This is a genomic window from Microlunatus phosphovorus NM-1 (assembly GCF_000270245.1).
Taxonomy (GTDB): domain Bacteria; phylum Actinomycetota; class Actinomycetes; order Propionibacteriales; family Propionibacteriaceae; genus Microlunatus; species Microlunatus phosphovorus.
On the sequence record NC_015635.1, the window covers coordinates 5,146,746 to 5,162,848 of the forward strand.

A 16,103-nucleotide genomic window follows, 5' to 3' on the forward strand; every position below is an offset into this window, starting at 1 on the left:
CGCGCTCTCACCTTGACCGTCCACGTGCGCACGATCGGAAGCCGTACGGTCAACCTGCGTCCGGTTCGACAGAGTCACCGGAAGTCCGGCCCCGCCGGCGGCCAACTCTGACCGGGCTCACCTTGAGCGGGACCACCTTGAGCGGGACCACCTTGAGTGGGACCAGGCTGCTGCGGCCCCGGCTGATTCGGCGGCACCGACGGACCACCGACCGGCCCATAGCCGCTCTGCCCGCTCCCACCATGACCGGTTCCGCCCTGACCGCTCTGCCCGGCCTGACCACCACCGGCCGGGGCGCCGGCACCGATCTGAGCGTGACCGTTGGTGTGATGACCGTTTTGACCGTTGACCGGAATCGCCGGAGGCGGCGGCATCACCGGCGGAATGCTGGAGGGCACCCGGGTGTCCGAGCCCGTCCACGCCGGCCGCTTCGGCCGCAGCCGCAGCGGCTGGAAGACCGCGGCAACCTCGGCCCGATCCAGGGTCTCCTTCTCGAACAGCGCCCTGACCAGGTCATCCAGCACGTCCCGGTTCTCGGTCAGGATGTCGAACGCCTCCTGATGGGCATTGCTGATCAGCTTCGACACCTCCTGGTCCACCACCGCGGCGATGTCCTCGGAGTAGTCCTTCTGATGCCCGAAGTCGCGACCGAGGAACGGCTCGGAGCCACTGGAGCCGAGCTTGATGGCGCCCAGTCGCTCAGTCATGCCGTATTGCGTCACCATCGCCCGGGCCACATTGGTGGCCTTTTCGATGTCGTTGCTGGCACCGGTCGTCGGGTCGTGGAAGACCAGTTCCTCGGCGGCCCGGCCACCCATCATGTAGGCCAGCTGATCGAGCAGTTCCGCACGCGTGTTGGCGTACTTGTCCTGTTCCGGCAGCACCATCGTGTAGCCGAGCGCCCGGCCACGCGGCAGGATCGTCACCTTCTGCACGGGATCGGTGCCCGGCAGCGCCGCAGCGACCAGAGCATGGCCGCCCTCGTGATAGGCGGTGATCAGCTTCTCGTGCTCGTTCATCAGCCGGCTGCGCTTCTGCGGCCCGGCGATGACCCGGTCGATCGCTTCGTCCAGATCGGCGTTGGTGATCATCCGCTCGTTCTTGCGGGCGGTCAGCAGTGCGGCCTCGTTGAGCACGTTGGCCAGGTCGGCGCCGGTGAAACCAGGAGTACGCCGCGCCACGCCTTCGAGATCGATGTCGGGACCCATCGGCTTGCCCTCGGCATGCACCTTGAGGATCTGGAAACGCCCCTTCAGATCCGGGGCCTCGACGGCGATCTGCCGATCGAAACGCCCCGGGCGCAGCAGCGCCGGGTCCAGCACGTCGGGCCGGTTAGTGGCGGCGATCAGGATGACTCCACCGCGTACGTCGAAACCGTCCATCTCGACCAGCAGTTGGTTCAGCGTCTGCTCACGCTCGTCGTGACCGCCGCCCATGCCGGCGCCACGGTGCCGGCCGACCGCGTCGATCTCGTCGATGAAGACGATGGCCGGGGCGTTCTCCTTGGCCTGCTCGAACAGGTCACGTACGCGTGAAGCGCCCACACCGACGAACATCTCGACGAAGTCGGAGCCGGAGATCGAATAGAACGGCACCCCCGCCTCGCCGGCGACCGCCCGCGCCAGCAAGGTCTTGCCGGTGCCAGGCGGGCCATACAACAAGACGCCCTTGGGGATCTTCGCACCGACGGCCTGGAACTTCGCGGGCTCGGCCAGGAACTCCTTGATCTCCTCGAGCTCCTCGATCGCCTCCTCACAACCGGCGACATCGGCGAAGGTGGTCTTCGGGGTGTCCTTGTTGGCGACCTTGGCCTTGGACTTGCCGAACTGCATCACCCGGCTGCCACCGCCCTGCACAGAGTTGAGCAGGAAGAAGAAGAGCACGCCGATGATGATGAACGGGATCAGGGTGCCCAGCAGCGTCTGGAAGAAGCCCGGGGTCGGGTTCAGGCCCTGCCAACTCTCCAGGGTGCCGGCGGCCACTCGCTCGTTCAGCCGCTTGACCAGGTCTTGGCTCTGGTTGCCAACCCAGACCGCCTTGTACTTGGCGGGCTTGTCGCCGGCGGTGGTGACCTGGATCTCCTGCTCGCCATCCTTGAGGATGACTTCCTTGAGCGGCTCGTCACCGTTGATGATCTGGACGACCTTGGACGTGGGCTCCTCGGTGTAGCCGCCGGTCAGATTGCCGGTGAGATCGATCAGCAGTCCGATGGCGATGACGGCAAGGACGATCCACAGGATCGGGCCGCGGAAGATGCGCTTGACGTTCATGTCCTACCTAGTCGGAGGGGCCGTGGCGACCCCGTATTCGGCAAGGCTATCGTCCGAACCGAAACGACCCCACTTTTCGCCCATGACAGAGCCGAAGCGGACCCCAGCAGAAGGTGGAGTCTCAGCTGTAGACGTGGGGCGCCAGGGTCGCGACCGAGGTCAGGTTTCGGTAGCGGCCGTTGTAGTCCAGGCCGTAGCCGACGACGAAGTCATTGGGGATGTCAAAGCCCACGTACGCGACGTCGACCGCGTTCTTGGCCGCATCGGGCTTGCGGAACGCGGTCATGATCTTGAGGCTGGCCGGGTTGCGAGACATCAGGTTGCCGACCAGGTACGACAACGTGAGGCCGGTGTCGATGATGTCCTCGACCACCAACACGTGCATGCCGCTGATGTCGGTGTTGAGGTCCTTCAGGATCCGCACCACTCCGGAGGACTGCGTACCGGAGCCGTAGGAGGAGATGGCCATCCAGTCCATCTGGCAGTGGCTCTTGAGCGCTCGGGAGAGGTCGCCCATCACCATCACGGCGCCGTTGAGCACCCCCACCAGGAGCAGCTCCTTGCCTTCGTAGTCGGTATCGATCTCGGCGGCCAGCTCAGCGATCCGCTTGGCGATCTGGTCCTTGGTGAACAGCACCCGAGAGAGGTCCCCGCTGATCTGCGCGTCATCCACAGTGGCTAGCCTCCCACAGCCTCGGGTGGCTGGTTGCCCTGACCATCTGACCCGACCCGCCCTACCTCTACCCGAGGTGGAGGCCGCCATTGGCGCGGCGAACGCGTACTCCGCCGGGCAGATCGACACCCGACTGGCCGTGCCAGTCGGTCAGCAATGCATCGACGGCGAACAGATGTCCCGCCGAAAGGTCGCCGAGACCATGCTCCAGCCGGAGCCAGCGGGCCAGCATCCGACGCCGCAACGCCGGCGGCAGGCTCTCCAGCTGTAGGCAGTCCAGGGCCGCGGTCCCTGGATCGGCCTCCGCCGCGAGCGCATCCAACAGGTCGGCGTCGTCCCTGGCCAGCATCGCGGTCCGGGCCAGGGCGTCGGCGACCCCAGGCCCGAGCTCAGCTTCCAGCATGGGCAAGACCGTGCGCCGTACGCGGACGCGGGCATAGGCCGGGTCGAGATTGTGCGGGTCCTGCCAGGGCTTCAGTCCGTTCTCCCGGCACGCCTGTTCGGTGACCTTCCGGCCGATGCCCAGCAAGGGCCGCAGCCAGCGGCCATCCGGACCGTTCCGGACGGCCATGCCGGCGAGCGACCTGATACCCGAGCCACGGGCGAGACCGAGCAGCACCGTCTCTGCCTGATCGTCACGGGTATGCCCGAGCAGCACGGTCGCCCCGCCGCGCTCTCCCGCCTCCAGTTCCAGCGCGCGATAACGTGCCGTCCGCGCATCGCCCTCGGGCCCGGCTCCCGAGTCAATGACCTCGACAGGGCGTACGGAAACCTGGGTGAATCCCATCCTGGCCAGGGACGATGACGCGGCAGCGGCCTGCTCGGCGGACCCTGCCTGCAGCCCGTGATCGACGACGACGGCGGCAATCGGCAGTTGTCGACGCCGGCCGACATGCACAACTGCCTGGGCCAGCGCGAGGGAATCAGGCCCACCTGAACAGGCGACCAGCAGACAGCGGTCGCTGTCGGCCAAGGCGGTCTCGACCGCTTGGACCAGGGTCAGCGTCGCGTGGCCGAGCGCCCGCCGTGCCACCGGAATCCGTCCTCAGACACCAGATCCGTCGGGGCCTCCGGGGTCGACACCGGGTCCGGCGGGCGTGACGCCTGGTTCATCGGCGTTGCTCCGGCCCTCGATTGCCTCATTGGAGCCGTCCGAGTCCATCCGCGCCAGCCACAGCTTCGGGTCTGCGATCTCGTCCTTCGTCGGCAGGGTCGCCGGCGACGTCCAGACCCGGTTCAGCCCGTCCATCCCCACCTCGGCGATCACGGCCTTGCAGAAGGCGGCGCCGTCGCGGTACTGCCGCATCTTCGCGTCCAAGCCCAGCAGCCGGCGGATGATCTTGTCGAAGCCCTGTCCCTGGCTGCGCACGGTGAAACGGCGGCGGATCTCGGCGATCGTTCCGATCACCTCCGGTCCGACCCCGTCCATCACCACGTCCGCGTGGCCTTCCAGCAGCGACATCACGGCGGTGATCCGGTCGATGATCTCCCGCTGCTCGGGCGTCTGGACGAGATCGACGATCGACACCTCCGAGTCTCCACGGGCGGCATCGGCGATCCGCTTGACGGCCTCACGCAGCATGGACGCCAACGCGCTCGCGTCGACCTCGGCGGTGGCGACGACCTCGGCGATCTGAGAGTTCAGATAGCCACGCAGCCACGGCACGGCGGTGAACTGCACCCGATGGGTCTCCTCGTGCAGGCAGACCCAGAGCCGGAAATCGGCCGGTACGAGCTCGAGCTCGCGCTCCACGGCAACGATGTTGGGCGCCACCAGCAGCAGTCGGCCACCCGGCGGCAGCTCCGCCGCACCGGCGTTGCCATCGGAGTCGGCTGCGCCAGTGCTATTCGTGCCGACCGCGAGCTCGGGATAGAAGGGGTCGAACTGGCCCAGCACCTTGGGGGCCAGATAGCTGAGCAGAGCCCCGACCTCTACTCCCGTCACCCGAGCCCCGAGGTTCGCCAAGACGGCATTCGAAGTCTTGGTTTCGGCCAGCTTGGCGCTGAGCGGCGCCAGAACCTGCCGGAATCCCTCGATATTCGCTTCGATCCACCGAGGCCGGTCCACCACCAGCACGGGCGCCGTACCGCGAGGAACGGTCAGCCCGGTGACCTGCTGAACGTATTCCTCCGCACGAACTGCGTAGCTGCGCAGATCGGCGACGGCAGTGGCCGCACCCTCGCGGGAGATCTCGGGCCCCGGCTTCACCAGTCTGCTGGCCGTACTGAGAGCGACGGTCCAGTCGACCATGGACGTTGACATGGCTCGACCTTATGCGCCTTACCCCTGCCCCGCTCCCCCAGATCGCTCCCTGGCTACGCGACGAGCCCGCTTGCCTGCGCCACCCGCACGATCGTCTTTGGCCCGCGGCCCCAGACGTACGTACGCCCGCCCGACCCGCGTACGTCCCTGGCCCCGCGGCGCGAAACGTACCCACATCCCGCCCGATCCCCGGTCGCCTTTGGCCCCGCGGCGCGAAACGTACCCACATCCCGCCCGGCCCGCGTACGTCCTTGGCCCCGCGGCGCAAGACGACCATCCCGCCCGCCCGACCCGCGTGCATCTTTGGCCCGCCGGCGCGAAACGTACGCCAAACCAGGCCAGCTTCACCAGTCGGCTGAGTCGATTGCTGCTCCAGGCGGGAACTCGGTCGATGACACACAGGTCATCAAGCAGGTTGAGATAGGTCCTCGTTGTCCGGTAATTCAAACCGGCCGCGCTGGAGAGGGTGGACAGATCAGGTTGTCCAGCTGTGTTGTAAGTAAGAGTGCCGCAAGCCTCAGCCGGTGCACCCACAGGTAGCGACGGCGGTAGAAACGTTGTCGAGCCAGTTCTTGGCGGCGTACTCGCTGGTGGCGCCGTTGGCGATGAAGGCGTACACCACCAGGGTCCCGTCGGCGGTGCGGACGAAGCCGGCAAGTGAATAGACCTGTCGCAAGGTGCCCGTCTTGCCGCGCACCATGCCCCGTGCCGCAGAGGAGTCCTGGCCGTCGAACCGGTGCTCCAGGCTGCCCTCCACCCCGGCGACGGGCAGACCGGTGATGACTCCGCGCAGCTCGGGATGTGAGTCCTGGGCGGCCAGCCGAAGCAGCCGGGTCAGCGTCGAGCCACTGATCCGGTTGTCGCGGGAGAGCCCGCTGCCGTCATGGATGACGGTTCCGTCCTGCCATGCTCCGAGCCTGGTCAGCGTGGCCTTCATCGCTCGCTGGGCCTCCTTGATGGAGCCAGGCCGGCCGGCCGCGATCGCGACCTGACGGAACAGCACCTCGGCGCCGTCATTGTCGCTGACCATCAAGACTCGCTCCACGATGCGCTCCAGGGGCATCGATCGCACCGCGGCCACCTTCGCGTACTTCTTGCTGGCCTTCGCCTGGCCGACGCCGGTGACCTTGATCCCCTTCTTCTCGAGCGCAGCCGCAAACGTACGGGCGGCCTGCCCAGCCGGATCAATGGTCCGCGGACCCGGTGAATATCCCGCCAGCCGGCCCTCATCGACCCACAGGGCGGAGGTCCTCGTGGTCTGGTCGCCGTATCCGCTCGGCCAGCTCGGATTCCAACTGGGGCCGCTGAACAACGAGGCGTCGTAGCCGAGCTTGACAGTGGTGACCTTGGACTTCTTCAAGGCGGCTGCGGTCAGTTTGGCGAGGTCGGCGACCGAGGCGCGCGCCGGATAGGTCTTGGCCGTGGTCTTGCTGGCCAGGTACGGGTCGCCGCCACCGACCAGGATGATCTGCTTCCCAGAGCGCACCACCGAGGTGGTGAAACGGTGCTCGGGACCGAGTTCGGACAACACGGCCGACGAGGTGAGGATCTTGGTCACCGAGGCCGGGATCTCACCCACGCCAGCGCGATGGGAGAACAGCTTCTTTCCGGTGCCCACGTCGACGGCCGACCCGGAATAGACGCCACCGACCCCCTTGCGGCTGACTGCCTCGATCCGCGCCGCGACCGTGGCCGCGTCCGGCTTGTCGCCCGGTCTGGCAGCCAGCAGCACAGCGCCGGGGAGTTCAGCCGAAGCAGTGGCACCGTTCGTCCCGGCTCCGTCCGTCGGCCCAGTCGTCGGCACGTCGCTGCCCGCGCTCCCTGCGGTGCTGCCAGATGGAGCGGACTCGCCGGCGGCCTCCGAAGGGCCGGAGGAACTGGCAGGGCCGGCCGGCGACGAGCCGCCCGCGCTCTCCCCGGCGACCGCCGAGTTGTGGCCGAAGAGACGCCCGAAGGTGCCAGTGATCAGACCCAGAGCCAGCGCCGAAACGACGACGAACGCCGCGATCCCGATCGCCAGTCGCTTGAGACCCACGTACGTCCGCACCTTCTTCCCACGTTAGGCTCAGCCGGAGCCCACCCACCGAACCCCGGGCCAACTGTCATCGGCGACCGAACCGTCGGCAACCGAGCTATCCGGGGTTGCGCCCATCCTAAGGAGCCGCGATGACCTCGCCGAGCAGCGACGACACCCGACACCCACTGAGTGGCTTGACGTTCGACGTGACGGTCGAGATTCCCAAGGGCAACAAGAACAAGTACGAGGTGGACCACGAGACGGGCCGGATCCGGCTCGACCGCACCTTGTTCACCTCCACGGCCTATCCGGCCGACTACGGCTTCATCGAGGGCACCCTCGGGCAGGACGGCGATCCGCTCGACGCACTGGTGCTGGTCTCCGAGCCGACCTTCCCGGGCTGCCTGATCAACTGCCGTGCCATCGGCATGTTCCGGATGCGCGACGAGGCCGGCGGCGACGACAAGGTGCTCTGCGTGCCGGCCAACGATGTCCGTCGCAGCCACCTGCGCGACATCGACGACGTACGCAAATACCTCCGGCTCGAGATCGAGCACTTCTTCACCGTCTACAAGGACCTGGAGCCCGGCAAATCGGTCGAGGGCGCCACCTGGACCGGAGTCGACGAGGCAGAGACAGAGGTCCGGGCGAGCTTCGAGCGCGCCAAGGCGCACGACTTCTGAGGGAACGACGCATCCCACCGGTTGTTGATACCTCGGCATCCCATTGACACCTCCGGCTGGCCGCCGCTTTGATGTGCCATGGCATTTGAGCAGTCGACCGCTGTCGACGCATGGCAGGCCGCTCTCGAGCAGGTCGAAGGCCTCCTCGATTTCGACAGCTGGGCCACGACGCCGGGCCTGAGTCCCGCGAGCGCAGGCGAGGTCGAGGTGGCAGACGCGGTGATTCCGGTGCTGGACCGGTTCGCCGAGCAGTCCAGCGTGGCTGAGGCCGCCGCGCGGGAGATCTCCGATCGTGACGAGCGCTCCAGGGTGATGTCGACCCTGGCGATGGGCGATATCGAGGCGGCCTACGTCGCGCTCGAACTCTCCCGGGAGTTCGAGGACGGTGGCACCGTGGTCGCCAGTGCCGGTGAATCACCGGAGGTCGGATCGCAGACCGGCATCGCCGCGGACCTAGCCCAGGTTTTGCGCGGCGGCCAGGGCGCCGGCAGCCAGCCCGACCCTGAATGGCTGACGTCGCTGTCGGACTCGTTGGACAAAGTCGTTGAGCGTTCCGCAGACGGAATCGTCAAGGTCGGTACCGATACCGTGACTGCGGCTGTCGCCGGCGCACTCGTGGATTCGCTGGCCCGCGTCTTGAGCGGTGCGCTCGGTGATCTCCTCGATGCCGTGAAGGAGAAATTCACCCTGATCAAGGAGAAGGCTGTCGAACTCCTCAAGAAGGGCCTGGCGAAGGTCACCGAACTCTTCGGCGAGAAGGTCGGTAAGGCCCTCCAGGAGTGGATCGACGGACGGCTGGACGAGTTGCCGACACAGTTGGTGGCCGCCGCCGCTGGCGTCCCTGCAACGGAGCAGGCCTGGCGCTCAGCGGCCGACAAAGGCACCGACGTCGCCTCGCTGATCCCGCGAGTCAGAGAACTCGAATCCACGAAGCTACGACTGCTGACCTGGTCGGACCGGGGCGTCTGGGTCTACCGCTACCTGGCACCGGCACTGATCGGCGTACAGGTGGTCGGCGTCCCCGGCGGCGTCATCGTCGGCGCGATAGCTCTGGCACTGGTGGGATGGATGATGTGGGCAGCGGTCGACCACAGCGGCGATGCCCGTCGGCTGGTCGCGAGCTGACCCATGTCCGTTCTGCGTATCTCGGAGCAGGCCCACTTGCTGGACTGTCCCATCGATCCGGCTGTCTGGCTCGAAACGGCCGAGTTCGGCGAGGCCGAGGTGGTCATCGAGGTACAGGCAGGAGCGAGCCTCGCGTTCCTGGCCGCAGAGCTCAGCGGGGAACTCGACACAGTACCGATCGTGCTGGACCGATTCATTCTTAGCGTGGTCAGTCTCGATGATGCCCTCGTCGTGCTCCTGCCACTGACCAGGTGGGGTGACTTCCTCCTCCGTGTGCCAGGCGTTCCGCCAACGAGCGATTCAACGGACGTTGGCGATCCCGGGGAGTCTGCGACGACAAGCGAACTACGCCGCGTGCCGTGGAGCACGCATGATGAGCGACGTAAGGATTGGCTCGAACTGCTGGTGGCCAGTGCCCGCGAGAAGGGCACGACACGGCATACGTTCGACGAGCTCGTGGCGACCTGTCGACAGCGAGTGCCAACGAATCACGAGCAACCGATCGCGGGCGTCTCCCTCAACCGGCGCGTGGACAGCACATGATCAGGAGTCGTTCGATCGTCAAGATCGACGCGGTTGACCAACTCTTTCCGGATGACCTGGCGCCGATCACCTGGGCGGTCGTCGACACCGGGATCGACAGTCGCCACCCGGCGTTCCGCAACCATTCCAGCGACGACCCGAACGCGAGCCGCGTCGTGCTGACCATTGACATTCGGAAAGGTCTGACGGCGCAGGGCGATCCGGCCGAGACCTTTCAGCGGCTCGTGGGAGATGAGTCATGGACCCGTTTCCTGCTGAGTGCCATGGACTCGGGCTCGCAGTCACCGGGACAGCCCCGGTATGGAGAGACGTCATTCGGCACCGTGAACCCGCCAGGGGGTCCACACGACGACCACGGCACCCATGTCGCCGGGATCATCGGGGCCGATGCAATCGGTGTCCGCCAGATCGACCCACTGGACAACACGGCACAGCTGCCGGAGCGGATCCGCGGCATGCACCCCACCGTCAACCTGGTCGACATCAAGGTGTTCGGCGACGGAGGTGTCACAGACGAGTTCTCGGTCATCGTCGCGCTCGCTCTCATCCGTTGGCTCAATGACGGTGATCGCTACCAGCAGATCTCGGGCGCCCGTGGACGTATCAATGGAGTGAATCTCTCCCTGTCGGCGCCCTTCGACGCGAACAAGGACGCGTGCGGCTGGACGCCGCTGTGTCAGGAGGTCGACCGACTCGTGAAGTCGGGTGTTGTGGTCGTAGCGGCTGCCGGCAACGCAGGTTGGGACGCTCGCTATCGGTCGAGCCCGGGGGTCGGCTACCGGATGGTGTCCATCACCGATCCCGGCAACACCGAGAGCGCCATCACGGTTGGTGCCACCGACTCCACGTCGCCCTATCGCCACGGGCCGATCGGATTGTCGAGCCGCGGACCCACGGCTGATGGTCGGCACAAGCCGGACCTGCTGGCGCCTGGACGGCAGGTCGTCGGGCCGGCGCCAGGCGGTGGCTGGGTGATCGCCAGCGGCACCAGCCAAGCGGCCGCGCATGTCAGCGGCGTGGCGTCACGACTGCTGGCCCGATTTCCCGAGCTCATCGGGCAGCCCGAGCGGGTGAAGCAGATCTTGATGTCCTCGGCGTCTGACCTGGGACGACTGCCCGATTTCCAGGGCTCTGGGCTCGTCGATGCCCTGCGAGCGATGCAGGCGACATGGATCCGCGGCGGAGTACCATGAGATGTGCCGGGAGGAGGCGATCATGACGATCCATGACGATGATCTCACGTTCGACGTCGATGAAGTCACGTACGAAGTCGCTGCTCGACTAGCTGCTCGCAAGCCGTCCTCGGCGAGGAATCCGGGTTTGCGTCGCAAGCAGCCCACGCCTGAGAGCGCCTCCGGCAGTGCGGGACCGGCCCTCGACGGTAAAGTTCTCGCCTTCGACCCAGTGACTGGCAAGGGCCTGGTCGGGGTCAACGGTGACATGATCAGCGTCGACCTGAGCCGAACGAAGCTCCTCAACAAGGGCTACACCACGCTGCGCGTGGGTCAAGCGGTTCAAGTTCAGCCTCCCGAGGATCACGACAGGTATGCCATCTCGCTGGAAGCCGTCTGACCAAGTCCCTCGGCACACTGGTTGCCGCCGTTGCGGTGTCGAGTTCGATCGACAACTGTCCGTCGCTCAGTCGACCCAGTTCGGCGCCAAATAGCCTGCTCGGCCCAAGTAACCTACTATTCCCACATGTCTACTCGGGAATTGTTCCCTGACGCCTTGCTCATCGGGGCGCCCAAGGCCGGCACCAGCGCCCTGCATGTGGCACTGGCCGGTCACCCGGAGGTGTATGCCTCGCCGGTCAAGGAGCCCAAGTACTACCTGTGCGGCGACGCTCCCCCACCGGCGTACTGCGGTCCGGGCGACGCCCACTCGCAACAGGAGTGGATCTGGCGACGTGCGGACTACCGCGCGCTGTTCGCCGCGGCGCCGGCGGGATCGGTGCGTCTGGAGAGCACGCCCTTCTATCTCTATCTCCCCGACGCCCGTCGCCGGATCGCCGAGGACCTGCCGAACGCCAAGCTGGTGGCGGTCGTCCGAGATCCGGTCGACCGGGCCTATTCCAATTGGATGCACCTCTGGGTCGACGGACTCGAACCGGAAGCCGACTTCGCCGCTGCTTGGCGGGCCGAGGACGCGCGGGTCGACGCCGGCTGGGCGCCCTTTTGGCACTACCAACGCATGGGCCGCTACGGCGAGCAGTTCGCCGATCTCTTCACCCGCATCGACCGTGACCGCGTCCTGGTGCTGCGCTATCGCGAACTGGTGTCGGAGGCGACCCGAACCTTGGACCGGGTGTCGGACTTCCTCGGCATCTCGACCGGTCAGATCGCCGTGGTCCCGCCGGACAACTTGCGGCCGTTCGTCCGCCCCGGGCTCCGGTCAGCGGCGCTCGGTCGAGCGGTACGGCTCGGGGCCCGCGCCGGAGCCTACGCACGGCCTGAGATCTGGCGCCAGGCGGTGAAGCCCTTCTACTGGGCCCTGCAGCACAACGGCCCGCGACAGCGACCGAAGCTCGCACCCGAGGTACGCGCCGAACTGGTCACCGACTGTCTCGACGACATCGCGCTGCTGGAGGACGTGCTTCACGAGTCCTTCGACGACTGGCGATCCACGACCGGACGCGGGTCCTTTCGAGAGCGAACCGCTTAGCCGATCGACGTCATGAGGTCGTGCGATCCGTCTGCCCGAGCCGCCTCGAAATAGAACCTGGTCCGTCCGTCGGACAGCGGCACGGCACTGACATAGCGGAAGGCGCCGTCACCTTCTGGGGAAACCAAAACCGGCCCGTCGCCGATTGGCACGAGCACGCCGTCACGATCGACCGCGATCCCGGTCGTCTCGAACCAGTTGTCCTCCGCGGTGGCGCGGCCGTCATAGAACACCGCCAGCGGCTCCTCAGCTACGACCGCGGTAACCCTCGCACCCCGGGCATCCCAAGAACTGGAAGGCCGGAGCACATCGCTCTCCACGGTCCAGGCCAGACCATCAGAGCTCGTTGCGTAGGAGGTCCACATCCGGTCCTCCGCGCCACGGACATCCAGCGGGTGGCAGCACACCCACATCCGCCAACCATGCGTCTCGTCGACGGTGATGACCGGATCCTTCACTGCGACGGTCTCATCACCCGGCAGCACGACTGTCCGTTGGCCGTCGGGGAGAGCATCTGGCCTCGCTGCCTCGATCGCCTCGATCCACCAGTGTTTGGAGTTCGGTGTCGCGCAGCTGAGATAGAGCCGCCAACCACCCGTCGGCAACGGCACCAGCACGGGCCGCTCGAACGAGTCGGCGCTGAAGACCTCGCGTTGGATCTCGCACACTGTATCGAAGCTCACTCCGTCCGCCGAGCGCGCGACCACCACACTCACGCCGCGACCGGCCATGATCGGTCGCCGGACACGGTAGGTCAGCCAGAAGGTGCCCTCATGCAAGACCGCACTCGCCGCTCCCGCCCAGTTGCCGGCACCCGAGTCCGGCGCCGGAACCACCACGCGAGCCTGATCGAAGCTGGGAAGAACGAGATCGCTGCGCAGAACCACGACTCGCACTGTAAGCCACCAACCCCACGTGGTCGGCGACATTCCAGCCTGCCCGCGACTCCGGTCGCCACCGCAACCCCTCCGAGCTCGGGAGGGTGGCGAGGAATCGGAAAGGGCTTGAAACAGCAACGACGTGGCACCTCAGAACCGTCGTACGTGAAAGGCTGTAACTGGGCCAGCGGAGCGTCGTCCGGCTGGATGACGTCTTCCGCCTCACTCGCCGCGTGAGTCGTCCCCATCGTGGCGTGAAGTCGTCGCGAGCCGTCTACCTTCAGGTGCGTCCGGCTCGAGTAGGTTCGTTCGACCGGTCGCGGATGTTCGTCGCCGCTTGTCCCCCGCTGCCCTCCACGTACCGACGCTCTCCACATCGCAAGCTGGCTTGCTTCGCGGTCTCGAGCGAACTGGTCGGTGATAAGGGTTACGATTCGGTCACGATGGAATAAGGATCGGAGCCTCACGCTAATCTCCGATTAGCTGGTTGCAACGGGTTGCGTATCAGGCGGGGAACGGTTCGCTCTTGGTCTCAAGGACGGACTCGCACTGTAGGCCCGTTCAGCTAGTTATGCGACCTGCCGGGGGGCGGCAGGTTCGATTCCGGGGGAGACGTGGGGATGGCACAGCGCGCTAGCGGACTAGTCGCGCCCTCAAGCAGAGGGCAACTCAAGACACTCGATCTAGATGTGGCAGGTGCTCACACCGTTCACGGCGGGTTTCCTGCGACAGTCACCGCCGAGGAGATTCCGGCACCACAGGTTCAGCGGTCTAGCCCACACCTTGTGGGTCACCCGCACAGCCCCATCACGGCACCAACCCTGAGCGGTGTCGACACACCGATGCCGGTAGGGCACACATCGGCTCCGCCGTCGGCAAGCCTACGACGACGCAACTTCATCGCTTGGAGCCGCCGGTACGTCCTGACCTTGGTCCTTGCCGATGGACTCATCGGAGCCGCCGCGGCTGTTGTACCAAGTCGCTTCAGCAACAGCCTCGACGGTGAGTTCGCGCTGGTAGCCGTCCTCGCGATTCTCGGGGCAATCGCGTGGCCGACGTCCATCAGCCTTGCCCGTGGCTATGTGCGCAACCGTGTTGGCGTGGGCTCCGAGGAACTTCGAGCGGTCCCACGTGCCGGGGTCGCTCTCGTCGTTGCCGGTGCATTTCCAGCAGGCTTGCTTGGGCAGCAGACCCTTCTCACGCTCGTCGTGGTCGGCGTGCCATTCGCGGTGCTGCTGAGTACTTCGATTCGATACTTTGCACGTAAAGCACTTCATCGTCGACAGCGGACTGGATTCGATGTGCGCCATGTCGTGGTGGTCGGCTCATCGCGAGCGGTACGAGAACTGACAGATCGGCTCAACCGTGAGAAGCAATGCGGGATGAAGGTGGTTGGTGCGTGCCTCCCGAGCCACGAGGTCGGAGACGTGAGCGACTTCGGGATCCCGGTCCTGGGCGACCTGAGCAGCGTGGCGCGGATAGTCCGCCGACTCGATTGCGACGCCGTCGCTGTCACCAGCGATGACTCAACCCGGGACACGTACCTCAGAAAGCTGGCCTGGTCCCTTGAAGGCACCGGAGTCGAGATGCTCGTTGACCCCGGCCTGGTCGAGGTCGCCGGTCCTCGAATGCACATTCGACCCTTGATGGGTGCTCCGCTCCTGCACATCGAGCAACCGCACTTCAGCGGTTGGCGAAGGGTGATCAAGCGCGGCAGCGACTTGGTGATCACGTCGCTCGGACTGGTCCTGATCTCCCCGGTAATACTCGTCATCGCTCTCCTGATCAAGCTGCAGGACGGTGGCCCCATCCTCTTCAGGCAGAAGCGGGTCGGCCGGGACGGCGAAGAGTTCTGGATGTACAAGTTCCGGTCGATGGTCATTGACGCCGAGGCTCGCAAGGCAGCGCTGATGGCCCACAACGAAGGCAAGGGTGGACTCTTCAAGCTGACCGAAGACCCGCGAATCACCCCGCTGGGCAAGTTCCTTCGGGACTTCTCGCTGGATGAGCTGCCGCAGTTGTTCAACGTCTTGAACGGCTCGATGTCTCTGGTTGGTCCACGGCCTCATCTCGCAAATGAGATCGCCCAAATGCCAAGCGAGGCGACACGACGTGCCCTCGTCACGCCCGGCTTGACCGGGCTCTGGCAGGTCAGCGGGCGGTCTGACCTCGAAGGCGACGAGGCCGTCCGCCTCGATCTCCGGTACGTCGAAAACTGGACTTTCACTCTCGACATCCTCATCCTCTGGAAGACAGCGTCCGCGGTACTCGCCAAGCGCGGAGCCAGGTAACTGCCCGCGGTAGCCTGCGTTACTACCGCGTTCGGTGTCGGGCGTGGCCACCAGGGCAAGTTCCGCGGGGCAAGGAAGGCGAGTGACCGAATGGGCAACTTCGCGGTTGATCTTGACAAGATCTACACAGTCAAGCTCAAGACCCATCATCCGAGCCTGCAGGCTCGGCTTGGTCTTCTGCTGCTCAACTCGGAGCTTCATTGCCTGGCGTGCTACCGATACGGTCAGTTCGCTGATGCGCTCCGCGCCCGAAATAGATTCCTCGGCACGCTCGCCGTGGTCACCCACCGGACCTGGAACCGGTGGGTGACGAATCTCCATCACGTCGATATCAGCAGGAAGGCCAAGATCGGCCCAGGGCTCTTGATCATGCACCGCCACGGCATCGTGTTGGGTCCATCTCAGATTGGTAGCAACTGCCTCATCCATCAGAACGTGACCATCGGGCAACGCATTGCCGCTGGAGACCAAGGTGTGCCCGTCATCGGGGACAACGTCTGGATCGGCCCGGGTGCGATCATCACAGGTGCGATAGTCGTTGGCGATGGAGCGGTGATCTCTGCCGGAACAGTCTTGTCGAAAGACGTTCCCCCAGGATCGTTGGTCGGTGGCAATCCTGGTCGCGTGATCACTCGTGACTATGACACCGGGGGAATGATGAGCTACTCGATTCCACCAGAACTCCTACCCTAACGAAGG

14 protein-coding genes are annotated in these 16,103 nt (G+C 65.8%); 8 read left to right on the forward strand and 6 right to left on the reverse strand.

The window, feature by feature from the left end:
* Positions 1-74: 74 nt before the first annotated feature.
* From ftsH to dacB, 5 genes are all read right to left on the reverse strand, one after another.
* Positions 75-2,270: an ATP-dependent zinc metalloprotease FtsH gene (gene ftsH / locus MLP_RS23360; protein ID WP_013865685.1), complete on the reverse strand. Its 2,196-nt coding sequence runs from the start codon at positions 2,268-2,270 to the stop codon at positions 75-77.
* Between the two features lie 121 nt (positions 2,271-2,391).
* Entirely contained in the window at positions 2,392-2,943 is a 552-nt protein-coding gene (hpt, locus tag MLP_RS23365; RefSeq protein ID WP_013865686.1) for a hypoxanthine phosphoribosyltransferase, read from the reverse strand.
* A gap of 67 nt (positions 2,944-3,010) precedes the next feature.
* Positions 3,011-3,976, reverse strand: coding sequence for a tRNA lysidine(34) synthetase TilS (tilS, locus tag MLP_RS23370; RefSeq protein ID WP_013865687.1), 966 nt, complete (start codon positions 3,974-3,976; stop codon positions 3,011-3,013).
* A gap of 12 nt (positions 3,977-3,988) precedes the next feature.
* Positions 3,989-5,206, reverse strand: coding sequence for a zinc-dependent metalloprotease (locus MLP_RS23375; protein ID WP_083843928.1), 1,218 nt, complete (start codon positions 5,204-5,206; stop codon positions 3,989-3,991).
* Positions 5,207-5,723: 517 nt separating this feature from the next.
* Entirely contained in the window at positions 5,724-7,241 is a 1,518-nt protein-coding gene (dacB, locus tag MLP_RS23380) for a D-alanyl-D-alanine carboxypeptidase/D-alanyl-D-alanine endopeptidase (RefSeq protein WP_049804655.1), read from the reverse strand.
* Positions 7,242-7,372: 131 nt separating this feature from the next.
* Here dacB and MLP_RS23385 point away from each other — a divergent pair, with 131 nt between their 5' ends.
* The 6 genes from MLP_RS23385 to MLP_RS23410 all read left to right on the forward strand — a co-directional run bounded on the left by MLP_RS23385 (position 7,373) and on the right by MLP_RS23410 (position 12,235).
* Positions 7,373-7,906, forward strand: a complete 534-nt coding sequence (locus MLP_RS23385; protein ID WP_013865691.1) for an inorganic diphosphatase — start codon at positions 7,373-7,375, stop codon at positions 7,904-7,906.
* Positions 7,907-7,984: 78 nt separating this feature from the next.
* On the forward strand, positions 7,985-9,031 hold the full coding sequence (locus MLP_RS23390) for a hypothetical protein (RefSeq protein WP_013865692.1): 1,047 nt from the start codon (positions 7,985-7,987) through the stop codon (positions 9,029-9,031).
* Positions 9,032-9,034: 3 nt separating this feature from the next.
* Complete coding sequence (locus MLP_RS23395) at positions 9,035-9,574, forward strand: hypothetical protein (RefSeq protein ID WP_013865693.1); 540 nt, start codon at positions 9,035-9,037, stop codon at positions 9,572-9,574.
* Positions 9,571-10,767, forward strand: a complete 1,197-nt coding sequence (locus tag MLP_RS26820) for a S8 family serine peptidase (RefSeq protein ID WP_013865694.1) — start codon at positions 9,571-9,573, stop codon at positions 10,765-10,767. Before MLP_RS23395 ends, MLP_RS26820 begins: the two co-directional genes overlap by 4 nt.
* A 22-nt stretch (positions 10,768-10,789) precedes the next feature.
* Positions 10,790-11,146: a hypothetical protein gene (locus tag MLP_RS23405; RefSeq protein WP_156821273.1), complete on the forward strand. Its 357-nt coding sequence runs from the start codon at positions 10,790-10,792 to the stop codon at positions 11,144-11,146.
* A 126-nt stretch (positions 11,147-11,272) separates the two neighbouring features.
* Positions 11,273-12,235 carry a sulfotransferase family protein gene (locus MLP_RS23410; protein ID WP_013865696.1) on the forward strand — a complete coding sequence of 321 codons (963 nt, stop codon included), beginning with the start codon at positions 11,273-11,275 and terminating at the stop codon, positions 12,233-12,235.
* On the opposite strand, the gene MLP_RS23415 is transcribed toward MLP_RS23410, so the two are convergent.
* The gene (locus tag MLP_RS23415; RefSeq protein WP_172641621.1) at positions 12,232-13,122 is read right to left on the reverse strand and encodes a hypothetical protein; all 891 of its coding nucleotides are present in this window, start codon (positions 13,120-13,122) and stop codon (positions 12,232-12,234) included. The genes MLP_RS23410 and MLP_RS23415 overlap by 4 nt on opposite strands.
* Positions 13,123-13,955: 833 nt before the next feature.
* Between MLP_RS23415 and MLP_RS23420 the strand changes: the two genes are divergently transcribed.
* Both MLP_RS23420 and MLP_RS23425 read left to right on the forward strand, forming a co-directional pair.
* Positions 13,956-15,404 carry a sugar transferase gene (locus MLP_RS23420; protein ID WP_231851503.1) on the forward strand — a complete coding sequence of 483 codons (1,449 nt, stop codon included), beginning with the start codon at positions 13,956-13,958 and terminating at the stop codon, positions 15,402-15,404.
* 90 nt (positions 15,405-15,494) lie between these two features.
* Positions 15,495-16,097, forward strand: a complete 603-nt coding sequence (locus MLP_RS23425) for a serine O-acetyltransferase (RefSeq protein ID WP_013865699.1) — start codon at positions 15,495-15,497, stop codon at positions 16,095-16,097.
* The last annotated feature ends 6 nt before the right edge of the window (positions 16,098-16,103 follow it).

Bases quoted from the DNA above. Each gene is read 5' to 3' on its own strand.
- MLP_RS23390 (WP_013865692.1), top strand. From the start codon at position 7,985: ATGGCATTTGAGCAGTCGACCGCTGTCGACGCATGGCAGGCCGCTCTC.
- MLP_RS23395 (WP_013865693.1), top strand. From the start codon at position 9,035: ATGTCCGTTCTGCGTATCTCGGAGCAGGCCCACTTGCTGGACTGTCCC.
- MLP_RS23410 (WP_013865696.1), top strand. From the start codon at position 11,273: ATGTCTACTCGGGAATTGTTCCCTGACGCCTTGCTCATCGGGGCGCCC.
- MLP_RS23420 (WP_231851503.1), top strand. From the start codon at position 13,956: ATGCCGGTAGGGCACACATCGGCTCCGCCGTCGGCAAGCCTACGACGA.
- MLP_RS23375 (WP_083843928.1), bottom strand. From the start codon at position 5,206: ATGTCAACGTCCATGGTCGACTGGACCGTCGCTCTCAGTACGGCCAGC.
- MLP_RS23405 (WP_156821273.1), top strand. From the start codon at position 10,790: ATGACGATCCATGACGATGATCTCACGTTCGACGTCGATGAAGTCACG.
- MLP_RS26820 (WP_013865694.1), top strand. From the start codon at position 9,571: ATGATCAGGAGTCGTTCGATCGTCAAGATCGACGCGGTTGACCAACTC.
- MLP_RS23385 (WP_013865691.1), top strand. From the start codon at position 7,373: ATGACCTCGCCGAGCAGCGACGACACCCGACACCCACTGAGTGGCTTG.
- ftsH (WP_013865685.1), bottom strand. From the start codon at position 2,270: ATGAACGTCAAGCGCATCTTCCGCGGCCCGATCCTGTGGATCGTCCTT.
- MLP_RS23425 (WP_013865699.1), top strand. From the start codon at position 15,495: ATGGGCAACTTCGCGGTTGATCTTGACAAGATCTACACAGTCAAGCTC.